The organism is Chlorobiota bacterium (genome assembly GCA_016710285.1).
Lineage (GTDB): Bacteria > Bacteroidota > Ignavibacteria > OLB7 > OLB7 > OLB7.
Window position 1 is genome coordinate 4,082,756 of record JADJXR010000001.1, and the last position, 24,824, is coordinate 4,107,579.

Sequence of the window (24,824 nt, forward strand, 5' to 3'; positions counted from 1 at the left end):
TGCGTAGGAAAGGAAAGGCCAACGGGGTTCGCCGATTGCCCAACCGGAAGGGCTGGGGCGAACTGGCCAAGCGAATTTACACCCAACGCCCAAACCCGCAGCACAGCTGTACGGATGTTCACGCTTCGGGCCGTGGTTGAAGTTTGGATTCGCTCCGGCTCTCTTCGTAGCTTGCCTTTGTTACCAAGAACCAGGGCATCATCAATGCTTGCAGCAACCGAGAACACGGGGTACGAACAGTGCTAACACGAACCCGCCACGCGCTTGCCGAAATAGGAAGCCACGCCTTATTTATCGGGAAATTTTTTCGCGGCATCTTCGTTCCCCCCTACGAATTCCGCCAGATCGTTCGGCATATTGATGAATTAGGGGCGTTATCGCTTCCGCTAACGTTGGTTATCAACTTCATCATGGGGCTGATTCTTGCCATGCAAGCCCGGCCAACAATGGTGCGGTTTGGCGCAACGGCGTTTATCCCCGCGCTGGTGACCCGCTCGCTAACGATTGAGTTGGCGCCGGTTATCACCGCGTTGGTGGTTGCCGGGCGCGTTGCCTCGGGCATTGCAGCCGAGCTTGGCTCGATGAAAGTAACCGAGCAGATTGAAGCGATGGAGTGTTCGGGGATCAACCCGTACCGTTATTTAGTGATCCCCCGGGTTATCGCCCTTGTGATCCTGATGCCGCTGCTGACGCTGTGCGCCGATTTCATCGGCATTTTTGGCAGCTACATTGCCGAGTATATTGCCACCGGGGCAACAACGGAATACTACTACAGCCAGGTGATTGACTCCCTCTATTTCACCGATGTAATGCCAGGGGTGTTCAAGACCGCATTTTTCGGGTTTGCCATTGCGATGATCGGTTGCTACAAAGGCTTCCATGTTGGGGGCGGCACCGAAGGCGTTGGCAAAGCCACCACCGGCGCAGTGGTGCTCTCCTCCTTCTGGATACTGGTGATTGATATGATTATGGTGAAGCTGATTATCACCTACTTCCCGGATCCGTTTTAGCGGAGGGAGAAAATGCCAAGAATGAAGACCACAGTTGAAGAAATCGAAAGAACCGCTTGCTTGTACTGGCCGGAGCATCTGACTTCAACGGCATCGGACATCAGCATGCTTCCATTGCTATTGCAAACCCAGGATAAATTTATTAGTGTGCTGAAATGCTCGGATAAATCGCCAACAGCTTGGCAAAAGGTGGTTACGGATTTCAGCTCATTATCGCCAAATGTTTTCCTTAAACATTTGATGGTGCTTACAGATATTGGAGGGGAGCGGCTTCAAAGGTTTGCCAAAGATTTTGACACTCTGTTCCCCACGGGAAGCATGGAATATGCTTGGGATGGCAAAACCTACATTCACACATTCGGCAGCGGAAAAAAGAATTGGAGTAATGCCGCGCTAAAGGTTGATAAATCGGTGTTGCATCGGCCTCACGAATTCAATAAGGAGATGGTGGATGTCTCAATGCTATTGCTATGGGGATCATCAACCATTAAGAATGCGGAACTCCCCGCTGAGCTTATCGAAAAATGCTCAGTTGGGCAGATGCTCGGGAAGCCAAGCGTGATTGATGAATTTGTCAAACAGCGGTATTTATACGTAAGCCGTATCACGGGCGGCTCTACGTCGAATGATCTTGGCCATAGCTGCGAGCAATATGCAAAAAGCGTTCTTCAGCAAGGGTTGCCCGATAATATCATCTACAAAGGCCATACCATTGAAGGCATCTCACACAACAGCAGCAATTTGACTTCCTTCGACATCGTGTTTATGAATTTGGATACCCGTTCCTGCATTGCCATTGAAATCAGTTTTCAGGTGACGACCAATTCTGTCATCGAAAGGAAAGCTGCTCTGGCAAAATCGAGGATAGAGTTACTTCATAGGAAGGGGCACAAGGTTGGATACGTTGTTGATGGGTCTGGGAATTTTCAACGTAGGAATGCCATCAACACCATTATTCGGTACAGTGACATCGTTGTAAATTTTTCGGAATCGGGCTTGCGTGATTTACGTGACTTCATCTCTACAAACCTATCTTCCAAATAGCGATGATAAAATTCGTTGATCTTTTCTCAGGTATCGGTGGAATACGGTTGGGCTTTCAGCAAGCGTTGCAAAAGCGGGGCATCTCATCAGTGTGTGTTAAATCCTCTGAGGTTGACAAATATGCCTGTGAAACATACTCATCAAATTTTCAAGAGAACTCTTACACTGATGTCAAAGACATTGAAGAAGTAGAAGCATTCGATGTTCTGCTTGCCGGCTTCCCTTGCCAATCATTTTCTTATGCCGGCAAGCAGTTAGGATTTGCAGATACCAGAGGAACGTTATTCTTTGAAATTGAAAGGCTACTAAAAAAATACCGACCTAAACTCTGCTTTCTTGAGAATGTGCGTGGGCTTACAACCCATGATAATGGTAGAACGTTCCGCACAATCATTCGTTCTCTTGAGGATATCGGGTATAGAATAGAGTTTCGTCTTTTGAATTCAAGCAATTACGGAATCCCTCAAAACAGAGTGCGGATTTACATTGTAGCATCCTTAGATGCAAAGCCTAAAATCACTTTACCAAGCGACGTAGGATCAAGTGATTCGCACAGCTTTATTGCATACTCGCAATCGTTAGATCTGTTCAACAACAAAGCCGTTTCGGTTGTGAGAGACATACTGGAGGATAATCCAGACAGCAAGTACGACTGCTCGCCATGGTTCACTGCTAAGTTGAGCCAAATTGTTGGAGGAAATCTAAAAAAACTAAACGGCGTTCGGTTAATTGATACTCGGCACGGGAACTCTATCCATTCATGGGACATAGGGATTAAAGGTGCTTGTAATATCCAAGAAATCAATTTTATGAACCTATTGATCTCTAACCGCAGGCGGCATATTTTTGGTACGCACCAGGATGGTAAAGCCTTGACACTTGAGCAAATCCAGCATTTTTACACCAAACCTGATATTCACGACGTAATTGATGGATTGTTAGATAAAGGGTACTTGAGAGAAGAGAATGGTAGATATAACCCTGTTTGCGGGAATATGTCATTCGAGGTGTTTAAATTTCTTGATCCCGATAGCATATCAATCACGCTGACCGCCTCCGACTCTCACAAACTCGGCGTTTATCATAATCATCGCCTGCGAAGGCTAACTCCAAGAGAATGTGCACGATTACAAGGCTTCCCCGATTCTTTCACATTGCATCCAAACGACACGTACGCCTATCGGCAAATAGGTAATGCTGTTAGCGTCCCTGTGATTGAGCAGCTTTTTTCTAATTATTTTCAAAACAATACGATTTCCCTTTTCAGCGATTAAATGCTTTATCAATCATCATAATGATCCGGATTACCGATCTACATAAAAGTTTTGGGGCTGTTGCTCCGGCGTGCGGGATTAACCTGACGGTGAAGCGTAGCACCACCACCACGGTGGTTGGTCGCTCCGGCACCGGAAAAAGCGTGTTGCTGAAAAGCATCGTCGGATTAATTGAACCCGACCGCGGGAGCATTCTTGTGGATACTATCGAGGTTGTTGGCGCGAAGCCGAAGGTGCTGGAAGAAATTCGCAAAAAAGTTGGCTACGTTTTCCAGAGCGGTGCGTTGTATGATTCGATGACCGTGGGCGAAAACCTTGCATTCCCGCTGCAACGCACAAAAAAAGAACTCTCCTGGAGTGAAATCAAGGATCGTGTTGCCCATTATTTGGAGCAAGTTGGTTTGCCGGAAAAACTCAACACCATGCCAAGCGAGCTTAGCGGCGGGCAACGCAAGCGCATTGGGGTGGCACGAACAATTATCACCGAGCCGGAATGCCTGCTGTACGACGAGCCAACAACCGGGCTTGACCCCCAAACCACTCGCGAAATTTCCGAGCTTATTTTGCACCTTCGCGACAACCTAAAAATTACCGGAATAGTTGTCACCCATGATCCCTATTGCTTGAAAATCGTTTCCGATAATGTTGCCTACATTGAAGGTGGAGTAATTGCGTTCGAGGGGGCTTTGGAAGAAGCAAAGCATTCCAATCACGAGTTTCTGCAAACATTTTTCTCACTTGACTAACCACGCTACCGACGAACCATCACTAAGCCAATCATAACCATGAACAGCCATAACGCTCAATCCACGCAGCAACAGAGCCACACCGGGCAAGCCCCAGTGATGGTGACAGGGAAGGACAAAACAAAACGCCTTGTTCGTGCAGGCATTTTCTCAATGATTGGGTTGGCTATCCTTGTTCTTGGGGTGTTTGTCATCGGCGATAAACAGAAAATGTTCTCCGATACGTTCGCGGTCTATACCCGATTTAAATCGGTGGAAGGCCTGAAATCTGGAGCATTGGTGATGCTGAACGGAATTAAAATTGGGGTGGTGAATAGGGTGCAGCTAAAAATGGATACGGCAACGTTCGTGCGAATTGACATGGTGCTTGATGGAGATTACCACGATTACATTCGAACCTCAACCTACGCCACGATTGACCAACAAGGGCTGATTGGTGATAAACTTATCACCTTAACCATGGCCGATAATTCCGCCCCGCTGGTCCGCGATGGCGACTACATCCCATCCATCCCCCCCACCAACTATCTTGCCATTGTTGACGAAGCCCGCAGCATTGTTAAGAATGCCCAAAATATCACCGGCTCCATTGATACCCTGCTCCTCCGATTCCGCAAAGGGGAAGGGACCTTGGGGAAATTGCTGACCGATGAAGCCGCGTATAATAACCTGGTGGGTATTTCAGCCGAAGCAGAAAAATTGTTTGCGGAGACAGGAAGGCAATTCAACGAGATGAGCACCACGCTCAATAAAGCCACAAAAAATGTTGATAATATCACGCTGGAAACGCAGAAGCTGGTGACAGACATTGGACAAGGGAAAGGAACCTTTGGGGCATTGCTCTACGACCGCTCCTTATATGACTCGCTGGAAACATTGGTTGGGAATTTGAGCGTTACTGCAAATTCCGCCAGCTTTGCCGCCAAGGAATTTGGAATAAATATGCGCGGTCTGCGGAGCAGTTGGTTGGTGGGTGGGCTTTTCTCTGGCGGGGAAGATGAGATAAAAACAACCGAATTGCAGAATAAATTGATAGAAATTCGGCTGCAAGAATTGCAACGGCAGGAGCAACTGCTGAAGGAGCGTGAAGCAGAATTGCTACGGCAGCAGCAACAGTCGCGGCGGTGATGCTGGGCTGGGACGCGGTTTCTGTTGTGCCAGCGATTTACGGATGCGGAGCCATCATCACCAGCAGCACCGCTTCGGTTTCGGAATCGTTGCGGACACCGTGCGGAACCCCAGCCGGGGCAGCGCACGATTCGCCCGCAACCAACAGGCGTTCCTCCTGGCCCAGGGTGCAAACGCACTCCCCTTCCAGCACGAAATAGACCTTATCGTTGTCGGCATGGCTGTGAACTTTTTGCGACTGCCCGCGGCGCAGGCAATAAAGATCGGCGAACATCCGGTGCGATTCGAACAAGTTTATTTTCACCATTTTCTCATCGCTGAAACGGATGAGCTTGCGGTAATTCGGTAGGAACATTGCTGGAAAGGGTTGTTGTGCCTGATAAAAAAACGCCGCTAAAAAAAACGCCGCTAAAAAAATGCCGCCCCGAAAAAAATTCGGGACGGCATTTTTTTCTGTTAGGATTTCACCATCAAATTGGCAACAAGGCGGCTGAATCGTGCGGGATCCGGCAGCTCGCCCCCCTCAGCAAGAATTGCCTGGCCATACAGCAGGTCAATGTAATCCCCCAGTTGTGGGTCGCTTACGTTGTCCGATTGCATTGCCAACAGCTTCCCAAGCACCGGGTGGTCCGGGTTCACCTCCATAATTCGCTTGCTGCGTGGCGGCTCCTGGCCCATTGCCCGCATGATTTTTTCCATTTGCGGGGTCATGTCATGTTCGTCGGCAACAAGGCAGGCGGCCGATGAACGGAGCCGGTTGCTGATGCGAACCTCCTTCACATCATCGTGCAGCCGCTCCTTGATTGCCCCAAGCAACGCCCCAAATTCCTCGGTTTTCTCCTTCCGCTCTTTTTCCTGCTCCTTTTTCTCCTCGCCACTTCCCAAATCAACGTCGCCACGGGTGATGGATTGGAATTTCTTCCCTTTGAACTCCTCCACCATTCCGGTCCAGATTGCATCAATGGCATCGCTAAGAAGGATCACCTCGTGCCCACGGTCGCGGAAGGCCTCAAGGTGGGGCGAGTTCCGCAGCACGCTAAGATTTTCGCCGGTGATATACCAGATTGCTTCCTGCCCCTCCTTCATCCTTTCGATATACTCACTCAGCGTGGCCACCCCTTCCCCGTTGGTGGTGTTGAACATCCCCAATCCCAGCAACTGCTCGCGGTTCTCCTCATCCTGATAGACCCCCTCCTTCAATACGCTGCCGAACTCACTCCAAAAAGCCTTGTATTTCTCGCCGTCGCTGTCGCGAAGCTCGCCCAAAGTGTCCAGCACTTTTTTGGTGATCCGCTTCCGCATCAGCTGGATTTGGCGGTTTTGCTGAAGGATTTCGCGGCTGATGTTCAGCGGAAGGTCCTCGGAATCCACCACGCCTTTCACGAACCGCAGGTAGGTGGGCAACAGGTCCTTGGCATCTTCCATAATGAACACCCGCTTCACGTACAGATTCAGCCCGTGAACCCCCTCGCGTGTGAACAGGTCCATCGGCGCACGCGACGGGATAAACAGAAGCGCGAAATACTCAAACGTCCCTTCGGCGCGGAAATGGATTGCGCGAAGTGGGTCGCTCCAATCGTGGCCGATATGCTTGTAGAATTCGTTGTACTCGGTTTGCTGAATTTCGCTTGCCGGGCGGGTCCAGAGGGCCTTCATGGAGTTGATCGTCTCCTGGCGAATGACCGTCCCACGCTCGGTTACCAGTGCCGCGTTGTTGTTTTTATCATCGTCGGTGGCGGGCTTTTCGGTGCGGAGCTGGATGGGGTAGCTGACGAAATCGCTGTACTTCTTGATGATGCTCCGAATAGTCCATTCGTCGGCATAATCGTTCATGGCATCTTCGTGGTCCACCGGCTTCAGGTGAAGCGTGACGGTGGTTCCGTGGCCGGTGCGTTCGGCTTCCTGAATCGTGTAGGTTCCGTCGCCGGTGGATTCCCATTGCCATGCCGATGATTCGCCGGCGCGGCGCGTCAGCAGCGTGACGCGGTCGGCAATCATAAAGGTGGAGTAGAAGCCAACGCCGAACTGGCCGATCAGGTCCGCGCTGACCGCTTCCCCCCCTTCCGATTTTGATTTCAGCATCGTCAAAAATTCGCGGGTTCCGCTGCGGGCAATCGTGCCGATGTTCGTCACGATTTCCTGGCGGTTCATCCCAATGCCGTTGTCGGTGATGCTAACGGTGCGGGCTTCGTTGTCGAACTCGATACGGATGGCGGGGTCGCTCCATTCCCCCCGAAGCTCCTCGTTCTGGAGCGATTCGATGCGGAGTTTGTCCAGGGCATCGGAGCTGTTGCTGATCAATTCGCGAAGGACGATGTCCTTGTTTGAATAGACTGAGTGGATCATCAGGTCCAGAAGCTGTCTGGCCTCGGTCTGAAATTCCATTCGTTCCTGCATAATTCTTTGATTGATTGAGTGGATAGTAGCAAGCTAAAAGTCTGTGCGTGTGCGTTGCGCGGCGGTGCATTGCCCACGGGCGTGCAACCCACGGCGGCAACGCGCAAAAATAGCACGGAGCAACGGCGGAAGGCCTCCCCCGAAAAAACCATTTACGATACCGGCAACGGCAACTGGCTTGGCGCAAGCGGTTTCCTCCCTACCTTTGGGTTCCTTTGAACTCCTGCCACTGTTGCCGTGCAACCGTTGTTGAATCGAATGTTCTTGTTTGGCTATCTGAACTATCTGGGCTGTTTGTTTGCCGCCACGGTTGTTGCCGGCGCGCTGATGCTGGGCGGTTGCGGGGGCGATGATCCCCCCGCTCGCGACCCCGCGCCCATGCCCATAGCAACGCCCCCCGACACCATCTTCCATCTGCCAAATTTCCCGGCCGGGCGGCAGCTTGACACCACGTTTGCGCTGGACCTTGATGGCGACCACCAGCCGGAGCAGATCGTCACCAGCCTTGCCGACCGTGCGATGATTCCGAACGGGGCGCGGGCGGACCTGATCCAGGTTTTCCGGCAGGACCCGAAGACCCGGCATTGGGCGCAAGCCATGTCCGACAGCGCGTTCTGGATGATGACCCTTTCCACCCTTGATGCCACCGGCGACCGCCACCCCGACATCGTTGCCGAACTCTACTCCGGCGGGAACGACGACGTTGCCGCGCGCGGGATGCTGATCTGCTCGGGCGATTCAGGCCCCGTGCGCCTGATCCTCCGTGCCGACCGTGGCGCGCCGAAGTTCGCGCCACCGCTTCCGCACGTTCAGGGGAAAGGGGTGCTGATGCACGATCTTCTGTGGCCGGTCTTCACCTCGCACGCAGCTGCGCGAAGCTACGTCAGCGACGTTTTGGCGTTTGCGGACGGCGCGTTCCGAAGCATGAACAACCGGCAGGCGGGGTTCTATCTGGAGGCGGCGCAGCAGCAGTTGGAGGAATACCGAACTGCCCGCAAAGACTTGCAGGGGGACACCATCACCGTGGAGGAGGATGTGCGGTTGTTTGCCCCGGCGGCGTTGGCGTTGCTGGCGTTGGAGCGTGCCAACGGTGCCCGCGCAATGCGGAGTTTCTGGGATTCCGAGTCGGAGTTTTTGCGCCAGCGGTTGCCCGGGGTTCAATTCCAAGAGTTGGATTCGATCTACGCCGCAGGGGTGGAGCGATTGCGGTAAGGCCATCCCCACAGAACGCGCCACTGAATAGAGATCAAAACAGAGATTCGACAGAACGATTGGAGATGAATCAACAAGCCCCACGACGTTTACGCGACCGCACCGCCCCCCCCGCAGCAAGCTCCACACCGGGCCGCCGCAAGGGGCGGTATCTGCTGGCGATTGTTCCGGCAACACTGCTGGTGCTGGTGCTGGGATATGCCTTGCTGGAACGGAACGTCATCCGCCCCAAAGTGGATTCGCAGGTGGAACGCACCGATATGTACGTGAAGGCCGGGGAGCATATCCAAGTCAACGTGGTGAACGCTTGCGGGGTGAATGGAGTTGCCGTGAAATTCACCGAGTTCTTGCGCGCCCGGAAGTTCGATGTTCCGGAGTATGGAACCGAAAAAACGCTGGAGCGATACTCAAAAGTGATTGACCGAATCGGCGACCCTGTGTCGGCACGGAAAATTGCCTACGCGCTTGGCATCCCCCCGGAACGGATCGAGACGGAGATTGACAGCAGCCTGTACCTGCGGGCCACGGTCATCATCGGGGAGGATTACCTGAGTTTGCGCCCAATGAAATAATCCCCACCACCCGAACCGCACGGCGGCCTCCCCCCCCTCACTCTGCTATCCCCTGCTACCCTTCCTGCAACGCCGATAAATTCCGGTGCCAATCGTTCAGCTCGCGAATCCGCTGGAAGTACATCATCTTCTTCTCCTCCCGTTCTTCTTCCTGCAATGTTGGGTCGTTCTCCAGCTTCAACAACTCCTCCTGAATAGTTTGGAACTGCCGTCGCTCGCTGGCTTTTGCGATTCGGACCAAGCAGTCGCGGGCGATCTTCCAGTAGTTCGGTTCGCGCAGTTCCGGGTCCCATCGGCTCCAGTGGGTGCTGATTGTTTCGCGCTCAATGGCCAGCAGCGTCACAAGGTCGCGCAGCTCGGGGTTCATTTCCTCCATCAGCAAGTCATCCAGCACAAAGGACCGCTGGTTGACGTAGTGGGCCAGGATCACCCCAACAAGCTCGCGGGTGACGTGGTGGGTGAAGTCATCGGGATCAATGTGGGCAAAGACGTGCTCCAATAATTGCTGATCGCCACGCACCAGCACCTTCAGCAGCCCGAACTCCTCCGGCGGCAACTCCGATTGGGTGATCGCCTGGCGCAACGCGGGGGAAGCCGGGGCGGGCGCAGCCGATGCCGCACCTTGCTGGGAAGAAGCTGAAGTCGCGGGTTCCGGTGGGCCGTCCGCTGCCGCTGCGTCTGGGGTGGATTCGGGCAGCGGCGGCGTTGGGTTGGCTGCGGGAATCGGACGGGGGCGGCGCGCCGTTTGGGTTCCAACCGCCCGCGCTAATTCTTGGGAAAGAAGCGTTTCCGGCAGGTGGTAATCGGCCGCTAATTTCTGGACGTAGAGTTCCCGCTTCAGGGTGTCGGGAATCAGGGCGATTGCGCCAACGATATGCCGAATCGCATCGGCCTTCCGTTCGGGCGCGTCGAAGTCCCCGGCGTTCTTCATGGCACGTGCGCGGAACTCCAAGAAGGAGACACTGGAAGCCACGCGCCCCTCGAACTCCTTCGCGCCAAATTTCTGCACGAACGTGTCGGGGTCCTCGCCGTTTGGCAGGCGCATCACCGAAACATCCAGCCCCTGGCGCAGCAGCACGTCAATGCCCCGCTCGGTTGCGGCCTCGCCGGCGCGGTCGCTGTCGAAAATCAGCACCACGCGGTTGGTGTATCGGGCGATAAGCTCGGCGTGGTCCGGCGTCATCGCCGTTCCGCAGGTGGCGATTGCGGTATCCACCCCGGCTTGGTGAAGCGAGATCACATCGGCATATCCCTCAACAAACAACGCCAGCCCCCGGCGCCGGATAGCGTCCTTGGCCTGGAACAGCCCGTACAGCACGCGGCTTTTTTGGTAGATGGAGGTCTCGGGGGTGTTGATGTATTTGGGTTGGTCGGGGTCCTCCTTCATTCGCCGCGCCCCAAAACCGACCACCCGCCCGGTTGCCCCAAAAATTGGAAACATGGTGCGACCACGGAAGCGATCGTACCAGCCGGCGCGGCCCTCGCGTTTCAGTATCAGCCCCGCCTTCTCCAACTCCTGATTGGTGAATCCTTGCTCGGTAAGGCGTTTCAGCAATGCTTCCCACTCATCGGGGGCGTAGCCCAAGCCGAAACGGAGGATGGTTTCATCGGTAAAGCCGCGCCCTTTGAAGTAGGCTTGGGCAGGAAGGCCAGCATCGGAACGGAGGGTGCGGAAGTAGAACCGTGCGGCCTCGCGGATTGCGGCGGCAAGGCGTTCGTTCTCGGTGTATTGTTCGCGGTCGGCGCGGTCCTCGGGGATTTCGATGTTCAGTTGCGCCGCCAGGTGGCGAACCGCTTCGGGGAAGGTCCACCCGTTTTTCTCGGTCAGGAACGTGAAGACGTTCCCCCCTTTCCCGCAGGAGAAGCACTTGTAGATTCCGCGGACTGGCTCCACCGCAAACGACGGGCGTTTGTCGTCGTGGAACGGGCACAGCCCGGTCCAGTTTTTCCCGGTGCGACGAAGGCGAACATAATCGCTGATAACATCAACGATGTTCGCCTCCGAACGGACCCGTTCAACGATTTCGTTGGGGATGCTGGACATGATGAACTGTCGGGATCAGAATCTGCTACCGTTCCAACTCCATCATCAACTTCTCCTCAAAATTCTTCCACATCATGCTCTCCACCGGTTTGTCGGTGCGGGCGTTGTATTTGGCGGTCCCTTTCACGTTGTAGGGGACCTCCACTTCCCCTTTCACTTCAAAGTAGATCAGCTGGCCAATCGGCATTCCGGCATAGACGCGGATCGGCTGCTTCACGGAAATCTCCAAGGTCCAGTGGTTGCAGAACCCCACATCCCCCTTCCCCGCTGTGGCGTGGATGTCAATCCCAAGCCGCCCAATGGAGCTTTTCCCCTCCAGAAACGGGACGTGCTTGTGCGATTCGGTGTACTCCACCGTCACCCCCAGATAGAACCGCTCCGGACGCAGCACAAACCCTTCCTCTGGAATTCGGAAGGTGGTGATCTGGTTGTGGCGGCGTGCATCCAGCTCCTCGTCGTCGTAGGTGGCAAGCCACTCGCCCAAATGGACATCGTAGCTGTTGGTTCCCAAATACTCACGGCGATAGGGCTGGATAACGATGTCGCCAGTATCAATGGCGTGCAAAATTTCGGTGTCGGTCAGGATCACGGTTGTTTGGCTTGGTTGTTTGTTGGAATTGGGGGGCAAGATAGCAGATTCAAGGCATCTATCCACCCACCGCGGCTGGGCATCATCGCGGCGCGGGTGAAGCGCGTGCGTATCTTTGCCGGAAACGATTCAGCAATCAATCATCAACCATCGCTAACCATGCCGATAGCCATGCCACAGCATCCCTGGGTTGTTCGCAACACCGCCGCCATGAAAGGGCGGAACATCGTCATCTCACCCGAGACCACCGATTTCAAATTCATCTCCGCCGGGCGCATCATCCTTGACCATGAGGTCCCAACAATCACGGCCCAGAACCCCGGGCGCGAGACCACACTGCTGGTGCTGCATGGCGAAGGAACCGTGACCGTGGGGGACCAAACATTCGCCGTCGCACGGTTCGATGGCGTGTACGTTCCGCGTGGAGCCGCCTTCACCGTGGCCACCGATAGCGCGATTGACATTATGGAAGGAAGCGCACCAACCGAGCTTGAGTACCCGGCTCAATTCGTGAAGCACCAGGAAGCACGGCAGCAGGAAGGGATGTATCTGAAAGTTGGTGCCGAGCCGTTTTACCGCGAAATCCACAAGGTGATTGCCGAGAACGTCCAGGGGGCGAAGCTCCTGACCGGCGTCACCATGTCCAACCCCGGAAACTGGACAAGCTGGCCCCCGCACGAACACGCTGCCACGCAGGAGGAACTCTACCTTTTCTTCGACATGCCGCGCCCGGGTTTTGGCACGCAGTACATCTACACCAGCCTTGCCGAGCCGGAGGTTATCACGCCGGTGTATGAAGATGACGCGGTGGTGATTGTGAAAGGCTATCACCCAAATGTGGCGGCTCCGGGCTTCCCGATCAACTTTGCCTGGCTTCTCTGCTCGCTGCAGGACCACACGTGGCGGAAAGTTGGCGGCGTAAACGTCCAACCAGAATTTTTGATGGAGACGGGGCTGAAGTGAGCCAGCAGAGTGAGTAATCCGAGTGAGTAACGGAAGCCGCTTTCACCGTTTCCCCATTGTTTTCCTTCCCCCGGCTTGTTCCCATGCTGCGCGGGCTTTGTCGGGATTGCCAAGCGATTCGTAGGCTTCGGCAAGATGCCGGAATATCTCCGGCGACGGCGGCCCGTTCTCTGCCGCACGTTCAAGGTAGGGCAAGGCCTGCTGTGGCTCCCCCATCTTCAGAAGGGTCCAGCCAACGGCATCGTGGCAGATGGAAAGGGAATCGTTCAGCCGCAGCGCAAGCTGGGCCATACGAAGCGCGTCGTCAAGCCGGGCGGAGCGGTCGGCAAGCGAAACGGCGTAGCGGCAAAGCGTCACAAGGTCGTCATGCTCACGGCGCAGCACTTGATCCCATGCCGCACAGGCCTCGGTATGCCGCCCTTGCTGTTCAAGAAGTTCGCCAAGCTGCGCCCACCCTTCGGCATCGCCCGGGAAGGCCGCAATCGCCAAACGGGTGTACCATTCGGCACTGTCGGGCCGGTGGAGTTCGCCGTACAACTTGCCCAGCGTTAGCGGGATAGCCGGAATGCTCCGCAATCTCCATCCCGATGGAAGCAGCACTTGCAAGGCGCGCAACGGTTCGGCCTGCTGGCTGCTCCACTCCTCGGCAACCGACTCCCACTCCTGCTGAGTGCATTCGCGGTTTGACAACCCCTGCTTGGCCAGCGTATCGGCACGCAACGCGGCGGGGTCGGCGGCATGAAGGGCGATACCGGCGTACAGACTCATTCGCCAGGAGACCGAGCGATTGGCGGCAATGGTGGCAAGCTGCGCGCCGTACTGGCGTTGTTGGGGGCTTATCGGAAGCTGGGCATCATCAAGAAAGTCAGTCAGGTGATCCAGAAAAAATTCCTCCACCGAAGCACTGTCGCCAATGCGGTTTGCGGCTAGCTCGATAACCTCTGGAATCTTGCTCCATGCGGAATCTCGCCCGTAGGCATCAACCAACAAGGAATAGACATCGGGGTCGTTTGGCGAAAGCTCCACCGCGTCCCGCAAGGTGGATGCGGCATTGGCAAATTGGGCGGTGTTGATGTAGAGTTCGGCAAGGTTCAGCAGCAGGTCGTAATCATCCTCGGTGGTTCGGCGAAGGAACTCAAAATGGCTGATGGCCTCTGCCGGGTCCCGCCCCTGCAGAATCATGGCAATCATGTAATGGGCGTTGGCATCGTATGGCTTCCGAAGGATGATAAACCGGCACTGCGCCACGGCGGAATCGAACAGCCCAGCCGTTGCCAACAACTCGGCATACTGCTGGCGCGAAGGAAGGTGTTCGGGGGTTGCCCGCACCGCTGCGGCGGCGTAAGGCAACGCGCTGTCGGCACGGCGAAGCCGCTGCCAGCATCGGGCGATTGCCGCATTGGCCGGGCCGTTGGCCGTGTCCACCCGAAGCACCCGTTGGAACTCGCCAATCGCCCGCTGAAACTCCCCCTGCATCTGGAAAACCGAGCCGCGCAAAAAGTGATATTCAATTCGCCCACGCTCCGGCGGCAACGCCCCACGCGCCGGCTCCCGTGGCAGAATCTTCCGAGCCGGTGCGCACGCGGCAAGCAACAGCAAGCAAAGTGCGGCAGCCCAGCCACACCGTGCGAAATATCGTTTGGGCGTTCTCATGTTGGCATTGCCATTGATGCCGGAAAATACAGCATCTCCTGAAAGAACAATCCCCCAACGTGCCTTCCCCCCCAACCTGGGCTTGATGGGCCGCCGCTGATTCATATCCGAACAGCCAGATCAGCGCGGGAGATGTAGATTGCAGGCCATTTTTTTACGGAACCAACATCATGCTTGATAAACTGACCCATATTGCCCGTCGCCACGAGGAGATTGAGCAACGCCTTGCCGACCCCGGAATCTTCAATGATATGAAGGCATATCGGGAGCTTGGGCGCGAGCAAAAGCAGCTTGCGCCGATTGTGGAGGCCTACCACAGCTACCGCAAACTTCTCAGCAATCTTGACGGCGCAAAGGAGTTGATGAACTCCGTTGACGACCCCGAACTTCGCGAAATGGCCGAAGTGGAGTTTGCCGAACTTCGCGACCAGAAGGAGCGGATGGAGGAAGAGATCAGAATCCTTCTGATCCCCCCCGACCCCGACGACACCAAGAACTGCATTGTGGAGGTCCGCGCCGGAACCGGCGGAGAAGAAGCCGCGCTGTTCGCTGGCGACCTCTACCGAATGTACACCCGCTTTGCCGAGCGCAAAGGCTGGAGGCTGGAGCTTCTGGACTTCAGCGAAAGCGACCTGGGCGGGTTCAAGGAAGTGGTGTTTCAGCTGAGCGGTGAGGAGGTTTTTGGAACGATGAAGTGGGAATCGGGGGTCCACCGGGTGCAGCGTGTTCCGGCAACGGAGGCCCAAGGGCGGGTGCATACCTCGGCAGCAACGGTTGCCATTTTGCCGGAGGTGGAGGATGTGGAGATTGAGATCAACCCCGCCGACATCCAACTGGACACCTTCCGTTCCGGCGGGAAAGGTGGGCAGAATGTGAACAAAGTGGAAACGGCGGTGCGATTAACCCACACCCCCACCGGCGTTGTTGTGGCTTGCCAGCAGGAGCGTTCCCAGCTGCAAAACCGCGAGCGGGCAATGAAGATGCTTCGCGCAAAACTGTACGAGATGGAGCGGGAGAAGCGCGACAGCGCCTACGCGGCCCAACGGAAGGAGATGGTGGGAAGCGGCGACCGCTCCGATAAAATCCGAACCTACAACTGGCCGCAAAATCGCGTCACGGACCACCGCCTTACCGGCGATGACAAAAACCACCCCCTTGTGGAAGTTGTTGAAGGGGGGCTTGAGCCAATCATCACCGCGCTAAACCTTGCCGACCGCGCCGAGAAATTGAAGGCCGGGGTGACGTTGTAGTTGCCAATTGGGAAGGGCATGGCGCGCCAAGCGCACCGCCCGAAACCCCTCACCATTGCAGCCCATTGTGGTTTCCCCGAAAAGGTTCATTTTGGCGTGGTCATCGCAGCTACACAAGCACAACAACAACGCAACCATCGTTCCACCGAATCCATGACGTTCTGCACCCGGACATTGCTTCTGGTAGTACCATCATGCTTGCTACTCCTTTCCTGCGGTGGCGAAGCCGCACGCGAAGAAGAACGCCGCACCGACTCCATCGCCAAAGCGGACTCGGCACGCCGCGCCGACTCGGCCATTGCAGCAAAACGGCGCGCCGAGGAGGAGATTTTCCCACGGATTGGATATCGGAAAGTGGCTTTAACAAAGGAGTTGCTTGACTCCATCCGGAAGCGGTTTGCTTACGCGAAGGACACCGCCGCCCACCGCGCAATCATCACCATGAACCGGAAGGAGTTTGGATACTTCCACGTGGGGGACACGGTATCGCTGCCGGACAGCATTGTTCCCGATCTTCGGGCTTACTCCATTTTTCCGCAGCGGTATCCCGCGGCCGATTCCATCAAAAAGATCATTATGATCTCCAACAGCTTCCAAGCCTACGCCTGTTATGAGAACGGGCGGCTGGTGCGGTTTGCGGCCTGCAACACCGGGACCGAGCGGAAGCCAACGCTTCCCGGGCGGTACGCATTAAACTGGAAGGAGCGGTTGCGGATTTCATCATTGAATGAGTTTTGGAAGCTCCCCTACACATGGAATTTCCATCTTCATGCTGGCAATGCGTTCCATCAGTTCGCGATGCCGGGCCGCCCGGTTTCCCACTCCTGCGTGCGGCAGTTTATGACCGATGCAAAATGGTTATTCGACTGGGGGGAAGGTGCGCGCCGCCAGGACGGGCGGTTTGTGGCGTTATCGGGGACCCCGGTTATCATTTTGGATATGTTTGATTTCACCCGGAAGCGTGGCGGCCCATGGCTGGAGCTAACCAGCAACCGCGATAGCATCGTGAAGCTGCCCGATGCGCCGATGCAGATTGAAGAAGCGTTGATCCCAATCAGCCAAGTGCCCGCCGACGCACGCGGCGGATTGCCAAATCGCCAGCGGTATGTGACGGCTGAAGACACGCTGAAAGCCCGCGGAATCATCCGCAAGGATGTGCAGCTTTCCTGGTCCATTGATTACAACAAACGCCGCAAAGCGCGCCAAGCCAGTACAGCGAAACCTGTCGAAAAAAAGAAGCCCGAAACCAACGACTCCGGCCAGTAGATGGAGCAGAACTCCAACGATTACGACAGCCCGTGGAAGGAGATCATCGAGGGGTACCTCGATCAGTTTTTTGCGTTCTATTTTCCCGAAGCGTTTTCGCAGATTGATTGGAGCCGCCAGCCGGAGTTTTTGGACAAAGAGCTTCGGCAAGTTGCACGCGAAGCAGAAATTGGGCGGCGGTACGTTGACACGCTGGCAAAAGTATGGACCACGGAAGCCGAGGAGGCATGGGTGCTGATTCACATCGAGGTGCAGCAGCAGCCCGATGCCGATTTTGCCGAGCGGATGTACATCTACAACAATCGAATTTTCGACCTTTACCGCCGCAGGGTGGCAAGTTTTGCGGTGCTTGCCGATAGCGACCAACGGTGGCGGCCTGCCGAATTCACCTATGGCTTGATGGGAACGGAAGTGCTTCTGCGGTTTGCCACAACCAAGCTGATTGATTTCCGCGCAGACTTGGACACGATAGCGGCAAACCCGAACGTCTTTGGAACCGTCACCGCCGCGCACTTGCGCACCCTGCAGTGGCGGCGCGATACCGACATGATCTACCAATGGAAACTGGAGCTGATAAAAGGGCTGTACCGAACCGGCCACAACCGGCAGCAAATCCTTGACCTGTTCCGGTTTATTGATTGGCTGATGCGCCTACCAGAAGCACTAACAACCCGCTTCTGGACAGAATTCACAAACTTTGAGAAGGAGAACGCCATGCCGTATATCACCAGCATCGAGCAATTGGGATTTAATCGAGGCCTTCAGCAAGGCATTGAGCAGGGTATCGAGAAAGGAATGCAGCAAGGGATCGAGAAAGGGATGCAGCAGGGAATTGAGAAAGGAATGCAGCAGGGAATTGAGAAAGGCATTGAGAAAGGCATCGAGAAAGGCATTGAGAAAGGCATCGAGAAAGGCATTGAACAAGGGCTTCAGCAACTGCGCTCTGTTGTCCTGACGCTTCTTACTGCCAAGTTTGGTGAGCTACCGGAGGAAACCATGACTAAGATTCAAAGCATCCACGAACCCGAGATGCTAAGTCAGCTAAGCCTTCGTGTAATGACCTCGGCATCGCTGCATGATTTCATGCAGTTCTTCCCCAACGACTAATCCCGAATCCTTCTGGACAGAATTCACAAACTTTGAGAAGGAAAACGCCATGCCGTATATCACCAGCATTGAGCAGTTAGGATTTAATCGAGGCCTTCAGCAAGGCATTGAGCAGGGTATCGAGAAAGGAATGCAACAGGGGATTGAGAAAGGAATGCAGCAGGGCATTGAGAAAGGAATTGAACAAGGGCTTCAGCAACTGCGCTCTGTTGTTCCGATGCTTCTTACTGCCAAATTTGGTGAGCTACCGGAGGATGTCCTGACTAAAGTTCAAAGCATCCGCGAACCCGAGATGCTAAGTCAGCTAAGCCTTCGCGTAATGACCTCGGCATCGCTGCACGATTTCATGCAGTTCTTCCCCAACGATTAGCCCTGCCCCCCTTCCCCTGTCATCATGCGTCTTGATCGCTATCTCCTTCGGCAATTCATCCAGACATTTTTATTTGGCGTACTGGCGTTTGTGGTGATCTATATCGCCGTGGACATCATGGAGAAGCTGGGGAAGTTTTACGACAACAACGTCGCCGGCTCAATTATCCTGAAGTACTACCTCTACTCCATCCCCGACATCACCCAATTGATTGTCCCGATTGGCACGTTGCTGGCAAGCCTGTTCACCATTGGCCGATTGGACCAAACCCACGAGCTAACCGCCATGCGTGCTGCCGGAAGAAGCATGAGGCGCATCGCCACCCCAATCCTCCTGTTCGGCTTGCTGGTTAGCGGCTTCATGGTCTATTTCAACGGCTGGATTGTGCCGGTTACCAACAAGGAACGCTACGCTATTGAACGGAAGTTCCTTGAGAAAGGTGGCTCCGGCGCGCAGTACAACGTCTTCAAGCGAATCTCCCCAACGCTGAATCTCCTGATCAATTTTTTTGACCCCACCACCAGCCAAGCCACCACCGTTGCCCTTGAACGATTCGACACCGCCGCACGGGTTCCCGTAAGCACCATTCACCGGAAATCGGCGACCGAGGTTGAGGTGAAGACCGACACAGCCACCACCATCCGCATCACCGAGCGGATTGACGCGGCAACGATGCGCTACGACACCGCACGGAAACTCTGGATACTTCAGAACGGCACAGCCCGGAACCTCACAAACCCGGAACTCATTGCCACAACGCCGTTCAAGGAGCGGGAAATCGGATTCCTTCCGATTACCCCCCAAGAGCTGAACTTGTCGCAGCAGAACGTGAAAGAACTGACGCTTGGGGAATTGCGCGAACGCATCGAGCAAGAGCGGCTTGGCGGGCGCAACGTGGAAAAACTTTTGATTGATTACTACAGCCGCTTTGCCTTCCCTTTCTCTGCCTTCATTGTTGTCTTCTTCGGCATTCCATTTTCATCGGCGCAGCGCAAAAGCGGTGCGGCAATGCAGATAGCAATCACGGCACTGATAAGCGCGCTCTACATGGTGCTGAACGAGGTGAGCAAAACCTTCACCTACGGCACGCAGTTCCCCCCCGAGCTTACGGCTTGGATGTCCAACATCGTCTTCTGCATCATCGGCGTGTTTAACCTGTTTCGCATCGAGCGGGGCTAACCGGGCGGCTATCCCCTCGGTTTCTTGTACGTTTGCGTTTGCGGCTTCCCAAAACGCCAATTCTCCGTTCATACACCAGCGCAATCCTCCTGCCGATATTTGGCATTGCGCCTTTCACACGTTATGATCTCATTCTCCGAAGCTCTCTCCATTGTCCTTGCCAACAGCACACGCACAATGCCGGTGGAAACCGTCCCGTTGGTGCTGGCGGCGGGGCGCGTCCTGGCAACATCCATCATCGCTGCCGAGAACATCCCCCCTGCCCCAAACTCCGCAATGGATGGCTATGCTATCCACGCTGAAGATGTCACCTCGGCATCGGTAGATATGCCGATTCCACTTCAGGTTATTGGGGAATCCGCCGCCGGTGCTCCGTTTGCCGGGGCCGTTGGGCGGGGTCAAGCGGTGCGGATTATGACCGGAGGCATTCTGCCGGAAGGGGCAACCGGCGTGATTGAAGTTGAAGCAACCTCCGAAGCCGAGGCCACCGTTCTGGTTCGCCGCGCAATCCGTTTGTGGGAATCGGTGCGGCCGGCTGGGGAAGATGTTCAGCAAGGGACCGAGGTGATTACCGCAGGGAAGCGGCTTACCCCCGGCGACGTAGGTGTGCTGGCATCGCTGGGAATCGTCAACGTCCCCGTCCGCACCAAGCCAATTGTGGGGCTGCTGGCAACGGGGAACGAACTTGTTGAGCCGTTCCGAACTCCATCGCTTGGCCAAATCCGCAACAGCTCGCTCCCAACCCTGTACGCGTTGTGCAACGATTTCGGAGCCGAGCCGATTGACCTAGGCATTGCCGGCGACGACCGCGACGCACTTCTGGAAGCCATTGAACAAGGGCTACGGTACGATCTGCTGGTGACCACCGGAGGGGTTTCCGCCGGGGAGTATGACCTTGTGCAGAACATTTTGCCGGAGCTTGGGGTTGGCGTGCAATTCCATCAAGTCAACATCCGCCCCGGGAAGCCGGTGATGTTTGGAACCTACCACGTGGCCTCCGAGCGCACCCTGGTGTTCGGGCTGCCTGGGAATCCGGTTTCCACGGCCATTACCTTCCATCAATTCGTTCTTCCGGCAATGCGAGCAATGTTGGGGATGACCGAGCAGCCGGTTCGGATGGCTGCCCGGTTGCGTTCCCCAATCAAGAAAACCGATAGCAAACGGCACTTCATCCGCGGCATCTTCAGCACCGATGAAACCGGATTTCCCACCGTTGCCACCACTGGCACGCAGTCCAGCGGCGCGCTCTCCTCTATCAGCAAGGCCAACTGCTTGATTCTGCTGGCCGAGAACGATGGCTTTCAGGAAACGGGGGATATTGTTACCATTGAGCTGCTGTAGAACCGAATTGTTGGTGAAGCAGGCAGCAACTCTTCAAACCCACAAACCGATTGTAGCCCATGATGAACCGATCAATGGCTCAACAAAAACTGCGATGGTGGAACCTTTGTTGCATCATCCTGCTTGCCGTTGCTGCCAACCCACTGCACGCGCAGCAAGACCCCTTGTTCACCTTCCTCCCCCCCAGCGAAACGGGTGTCACCTTTGCAAACCCGATTTTGGAGACCCAGGATTACAACATCAACGTCTTCATCTACGCCTACAACGGGGCAGGCGTGGCGGTTGGCGATGTCAACGGCGACGCGCTTCCCGATCTTTTCTTTGGCTCATCGCAAGGCTCCTGCAAGCTGTACCTCAATCGCGGCAATTTCCGGTTTGACGATGCAACCCAATCGGCTGGCCTTGCCGACTCCACCGGGGTGCATTTCGGCGTTTCGATGATAGATATTGATGGCGATCAAGACTTAGATATTTATCTGTGCAAAGAATTTGAGCCGAATAAATTATTCATCAATAATGGCAACGGAACCTTTACCGAGCGGGCCAAAGAATATGGATTGGATTGGAATGGGTTCAGCATGCAGGCTGCGTTTTTCGATTACGACCGCGATGGCGATCTGGATATGTATTTGGGGCTAAATGGGCGCGGATCCAACAACCCACAAGTAGCACTAAGCGCAAGCAACACAACCTCAGATTATTTATTTCGTGGCCAGCCCGATCAGCTGTTCCGAAACAATGGAAACCGAACATTCACGAACGTCACAAAAGAAGCAGCCATTTTTGATAATGGATTTTGCCAAAGCGTTGCTATCGGTGATGTAAACAACGACGGCTGGCCCGACATTTACCTTGCTAACGATTTTGATGTTCGTGATATTCTTTACCTTAACAATCACAACGGCACATTCCGCGATGCCTCGCGCCAAGCATTTCGGCATACCTCGGCAGCAAGTATGGGAACAGATATTGCCGATTTTAATAACGATGGCCTGTTAGATATTATCAGCCTTGATATGCTTCCGGAGGATCACAAACGCCGGATGTCCCATATTGGCGTTGGTCCAATTTATTCCCCTATTTATGATTCCACGCAGATGACCCGAAATGTGCTGCAATTAAATCTTGGGAACGGCAGCTTTGCCGACATTGGCCAGCTTGTAGGAATCGCCGAAACCGATTGGAGCTGGGCAGCGTTATTTGAGGATTTCGACAATGATGGCAACAAGGATCTGTTCGTCACCAACGGCTATAAACGTGATGTTGGCAATTTAGATATCACATTCAATATTCAGCGCACGCGCATGGACCCGGTTACCTTGTACCGGAATATCCCCACAACCCGCTTGCAGAATTATATCTTCCGAAATAATGGAGACCTCACATTTAGCAAGTACAACAATCAATGGGGAATCACTCAAATTATTAATTCCAACGGCGCAGTTGTGTGCGATTTGGATCGCGACGGCGATCTGGATATCGTCACCAACAATGTTGACAGCGTCGCGTTTTTGTACCGGAACAATGCTGCTCAACGTTCGCTTGGACGATATTTGCGCGTTGCACTGCGCGGAAAATCGCCAAACACCGAAGGGATTGGGGCACGCATTGAGCTTTGGGCTGGCGGTAATTATCAATTGCGCGAGGTGTACCGGAATCGTGGATATCTATCCTCTGTTGAGCCGATCACCCACATGGGCGTGGCCAACGCAACCGTTGTGGATTCGCTAAAAGTGACCTGGCCCGATGGCTCCGTTCAATGGTTGCGCAATGTGGCAACAAACCAGACCCTATCCGTTTCGCAGTCGGAAGCATCTGCCCAGCCGACGGTGGCCGCAACGCCTTCCATCACTCCATTATTTACCGACGCAGGGAAGGACGTGTTGAAATTCACCCATCGCGAAAATGGAGAGTACGATGACTTCAAGCGAGAGCGGCTGATACCGCGGCGGTTTTCCAAAAATGGTCCCGGAATTGCCAGCGGCGATGTCAATGGCGATCATCTGGAGGACCTGTTTATCGGCGGAGCAAAAGGAATTGATGGCAAGATATTTTTGCAGAAACCGGACGGGACGTTTTCCCAAACCGTCCAGCACTCCATTGCTGCCGACTCCACCAGCGAGGACATGGGCGCACTGCTGTTCGATGCCGACAACGATGGTGATAACGACCTGTACGTTGTCAGCGGCGGGAATGAGTTCGATGCCAACGCATCAGAATTGCAGGACCGTTTGTATCTGAACGATGGCAAAGGGAAACTCACCCGCGCCACTGCCGCGCTTCCGCGAATGCTTACCAGCGGTTCGTGCGTGATTGCTGCCGATTACGATGCCGACGGCGATCTTGATCTGTTCGTTGGCGGGCGCGTGGTCCCCGGGGCGTATCCAACTTCCCCCCGCAGCTATCTTCTGCGGAACGACAAAGGAAAATTCACCGATGTCACCGCGGCCGTTGCCCCTGGGTTGGAAACCGTGGGGATGGTCTCGGGTGCGATCTGGACCGATGCCGACAACGATAACGCCGTTGACCTGTTTATTGTTGGCGAGTGGATGGCCCCGCGGCTGTTCCGCAACAGCAAAGGGAAATTCCAAGACATCACCCCAAGCACCGGATTAGAAACAGCAACGGGATGGTGGAACAGCATTATTGCCGCCGATTTTGATAACGATGGCGACATGGATTACGTGGCCGGCAACTTGGGGCTGAATACAAATTCGCGCCACAATGCTTCGCAGCAATTCCCCGTGCGGCTGTATGCCAACGACTTTGATGAAAACGGCAGCCTTGATCTGGTGATGTCCTACTACTATCAAGGAACGGAATACCCCATGCGCGACCGAACGACCATGAGCAGCCAGATGCCGGCCTATATCCGCCGCAAATATCCAACCTTCTCTGCGTTTGCAGCCTCCCCCCTTTCGGCAATGTTTTCAAAAGAGAAATTGGATTCGGCACAGCGGTTGTTCGCAACAACCTTCAGCAGCAGTTATATCGAAAATTTGGGTGGGGGGAAATTTGCTATACGCCCTCTTCCAATCCTGGCGCAACTCTCCCCTACGCATGGAATGATTGCCGAGGATTTCACCGGCGACGGCAATTTGGATCTTCTGCTGACCGGGAATTTCCACGGTGTGGATCAGGAGGTAATCCAGTACGACGCCGGGCAAGGGCTGCTGCTGCGTGGGGATGGGAAAGGTGGGTTTGAAGCCGAGACAATCGCCGAAAGTGGATTTTTTGCGCCGAACGATGCGCGTGGAGTTGTCTCCGTTCGCAAAGGAACCGGCAACGCCCTTTATGCCGTGGTAGCGAACAACAACGCGCCGGCCCAGGTGTTCGAACGCCAATTCCCACCCCAGGCCGGAACATTATGGAGCGTGGATAAATCGCTGGGCTACACCCACCTTCTGCTCACCTTCGGCAACGGAAGCCAACGCCGGTATGAGTGCAGCATCGGCTCGGGGTATCTTTCGCAGTGCTCCGGCGCAATTCTTATTCCGCCAACGGCCACCCAAGCAACCGTGTACCGTGGCGCAAAACTTCTAAAAACCATCTCCTTTTCCAAAGGAACCAAAGGGGGACAGGCACAGTGACACGAAAGGCCATGAAACCAAAACGTATTCATATTTTTCAGCCGGCAACCCGCACCACAGAACGGTGTTCTGGGGAGAAACACTTGGAG

The 24,824-nt window shown here is 54.9% G+C and carries 20 protein-coding genes; 15 read left to right on the forward strand and 5 right to left on the reverse strand.

Features of this window, described 5'->3' with window-relative positions; all coding sequences use genetic code 11:
- Positions 1-239 precede the first annotated feature (239 nt).
- Genes IPM61_15325 through IPM61_15345 form a run of 5 tightly spaced genes read left to right on the forward strand, consistent with a single transcriptional unit; the run spans position 240 to position 5,202 of the window.
- Complete coding sequence (locus IPM61_15325; GenBank protein MBK8912681.1) at positions 240-1,010, forward strand: ABC transporter permease; 771 nt, start codon at positions 240-242, stop codon at positions 1,008-1,010.
- A 21-nt stretch (positions 1,011-1,031) separates the two neighbouring features.
- Positions 1,032-2,054: a hypothetical protein gene (locus tag IPM61_15330; GenBank protein ID MBK8912682.1), complete on the forward strand. Its 1,023-nt coding sequence runs from the start codon at positions 1,032-1,034 to the stop codon at positions 2,052-2,054.
- Between the two features lie 2 nt (positions 2,055-2,056).
- Entirely contained in the window at positions 2,057-3,328 is a 1,272-nt protein-coding gene (gene dcm, locus IPM61_15335; GenBank protein ID MBK8912683.1) for a DNA (cytosine-5-)-methyltransferase, read from the forward strand.
- A 20-nt stretch (positions 3,329-3,348) separates the two neighbouring features.
- Complete coding sequence (locus tag IPM61_15340; GenBank protein MBK8912684.1) at positions 3,349-4,074, forward strand: ATP-binding cassette domain-containing protein; 726 nt, start codon at positions 3,349-3,351, stop codon at positions 4,072-4,074.
- A 39-nt stretch (positions 4,075-4,113) separates the two neighbouring features.
- Entirely contained in the window at positions 4,114-5,202 is a 1,089-nt protein-coding gene (locus tag IPM61_15345) for an MCE family protein (GenBank protein MBK8912685.1), read from the forward strand.
- 37 nt (positions 5,203-5,239) lie between these two features.
- On the opposite strand, the gene IPM61_15350 is transcribed toward IPM61_15345, so the two are convergent.
- Both IPM61_15350 and htpG read right to left on the reverse strand, forming a co-directional pair.
- Positions 5,240-5,557 (reverse strand): cupin domain-containing protein, encoded by a 318-nt coding sequence (locus IPM61_15350; GenBank protein ID MBK8912686.1) that lies wholly within the window; start codon positions 5,555-5,557, stop codon positions 5,240-5,242.
- Between the two features lie 101 nt (positions 5,558-5,658).
- Positions 5,659-7,599 (reverse strand): molecular chaperone HtpG, encoded by a 1,941-nt coding sequence (htpG, locus tag IPM61_15355; protein MBK8912687.1) that lies wholly within the window; start codon positions 7,597-7,599, stop codon positions 5,659-5,661.
- 249 nt (positions 7,600-7,848) lie between these two features.
- Here htpG and IPM61_15360 point away from each other — a divergent pair, with 249 nt between their 5' ends.
- The gene (locus tag IPM61_15360; GenBank protein MBK8912688.1) at positions 7,849-8,811 is read left to right on the forward strand and encodes a hypothetical protein; all 963 of its coding nucleotides are present in this window, start codon (positions 7,849-7,851) and stop codon (positions 8,809-8,811) included.
- Positions 8,812-8,876: 65 nt separating this feature from the next.
- Positions 8,877-9,383: a LytR C-terminal domain-containing protein gene (locus IPM61_15365; protein ID MBK8912689.1), complete on the forward strand. Its 507-nt coding sequence runs from the start codon at positions 8,877-8,879 to the stop codon at positions 9,381-9,383.
- Between the two features lie 55 nt (positions 9,384-9,438).
- Here IPM61_15365 and IPM61_15370 read toward each other — a convergent pair whose 3' ends face one another.
- Together IPM61_15370 and IPM61_15375 are read right to left on the reverse strand one after the other, a co-directional pair.
- The gene (locus IPM61_15370) at positions 9,439-11,427 is read right to left on the reverse strand and encodes a DNA primase (protein MBK8912690.1); all 1,989 of its coding nucleotides are present in this window, start codon (positions 11,425-11,427) and stop codon (positions 9,439-9,441) included.
- A 25-nt stretch (positions 11,428-11,452) separates the two neighbouring features.
- Entirely contained in the window at positions 11,453-12,016 is a 564-nt protein-coding gene (locus IPM61_15375; GenBank protein ID MBK8912691.1) for a dCTP deaminase, read from the reverse strand.
- Between the two features lie 171 nt (positions 12,017-12,187).
- On the opposite strand from IPM61_15375, the gene IPM61_15380 reads away from it, so the two are divergent.
- Entirely contained in the window at positions 12,188-12,979 is a 792-nt protein-coding gene (locus tag IPM61_15380) for a 5-deoxy-glucuronate isomerase (GenBank protein MBK8912692.1), read from the forward strand.
- Between the two features lie 42 nt (positions 12,980-13,021).
- On the opposite strand, the gene IPM61_15385 is transcribed toward IPM61_15380, so the two are convergent.
- Positions 13,022-14,632: a tetratricopeptide repeat protein gene (locus tag IPM61_15385; protein ID MBK8912693.1), complete on the reverse strand. Its 1,611-nt coding sequence runs from the start codon at positions 14,630-14,632 to the stop codon at positions 13,022-13,024.
- 170 nt (positions 14,633-14,802) lie between these two features.
- Here IPM61_15385 and prfA point away from each other — a divergent pair, with 170 nt between their 5' ends.
- The 7 genes from prfA (at position 14,803) to IPM61_15420 (ending at position 24,735) form a co-directional block, all read left to right on the forward strand.
- Positions 14,803-15,882, forward strand: a complete 1,080-nt coding sequence (gene prfA / locus IPM61_15390; protein MBK8912694.1) for a peptide chain release factor 1 — start codon at positions 14,803-14,805, stop codon at positions 15,880-15,882.
- Positions 15,883-16,035: 153 nt separating this feature from the next.
- The gene (locus IPM61_15395) at positions 16,036-17,148 is read left to right on the forward strand and encodes a L,D-transpeptidase (protein ID MBK8912695.1); all 1,113 of its coding nucleotides are present in this window, start codon (positions 16,036-16,038) and stop codon (positions 17,146-17,148) included.
- Entirely contained in the window at positions 17,149-18,255 is a 1,107-nt protein-coding gene (locus tag IPM61_15400) for a cytosolic protein (GenBank protein ID MBK8912696.1), read from the forward strand.
- Between the two features lie 49 nt (positions 18,256-18,304).
- Positions 18,305-18,625, forward strand: coding sequence for a hypothetical protein (locus IPM61_15405; protein ID MBK8912697.1), 321 nt, complete (start codon positions 18,305-18,307; stop codon positions 18,623-18,625).
- 24 nt (positions 18,626-18,649) lie between these two features.
- A complete protein-coding gene (locus IPM61_15410; GenBank protein ID MBK8912698.1) occupies positions 18,650-19,804 on the forward strand; it encodes an LptF/LptG family permease in 1,155 nt (384 codons plus the stop codon).
- A gap of 123 nt (positions 19,805-19,927) precedes the next feature.
- Positions 19,928-21,145, forward strand: coding sequence for a molybdopterin molybdotransferase MoeA (locus IPM61_15415; GenBank protein ID MBK8912699.1), 1,218 nt, complete (start codon positions 19,928-19,930; stop codon positions 21,143-21,145).
- Between the two features lie 59 nt (positions 21,146-21,204).
- The gene (locus tag IPM61_15420) at positions 21,205-24,735 is read left to right on the forward strand and encodes a VCBS repeat-containing protein (protein ID MBK8912700.1); all 3,531 of its coding nucleotides are present in this window, start codon (positions 21,205-21,207) and stop codon (positions 24,733-24,735) included.
- Positions 24,736-24,824 lie beyond the last annotated feature (89 nt).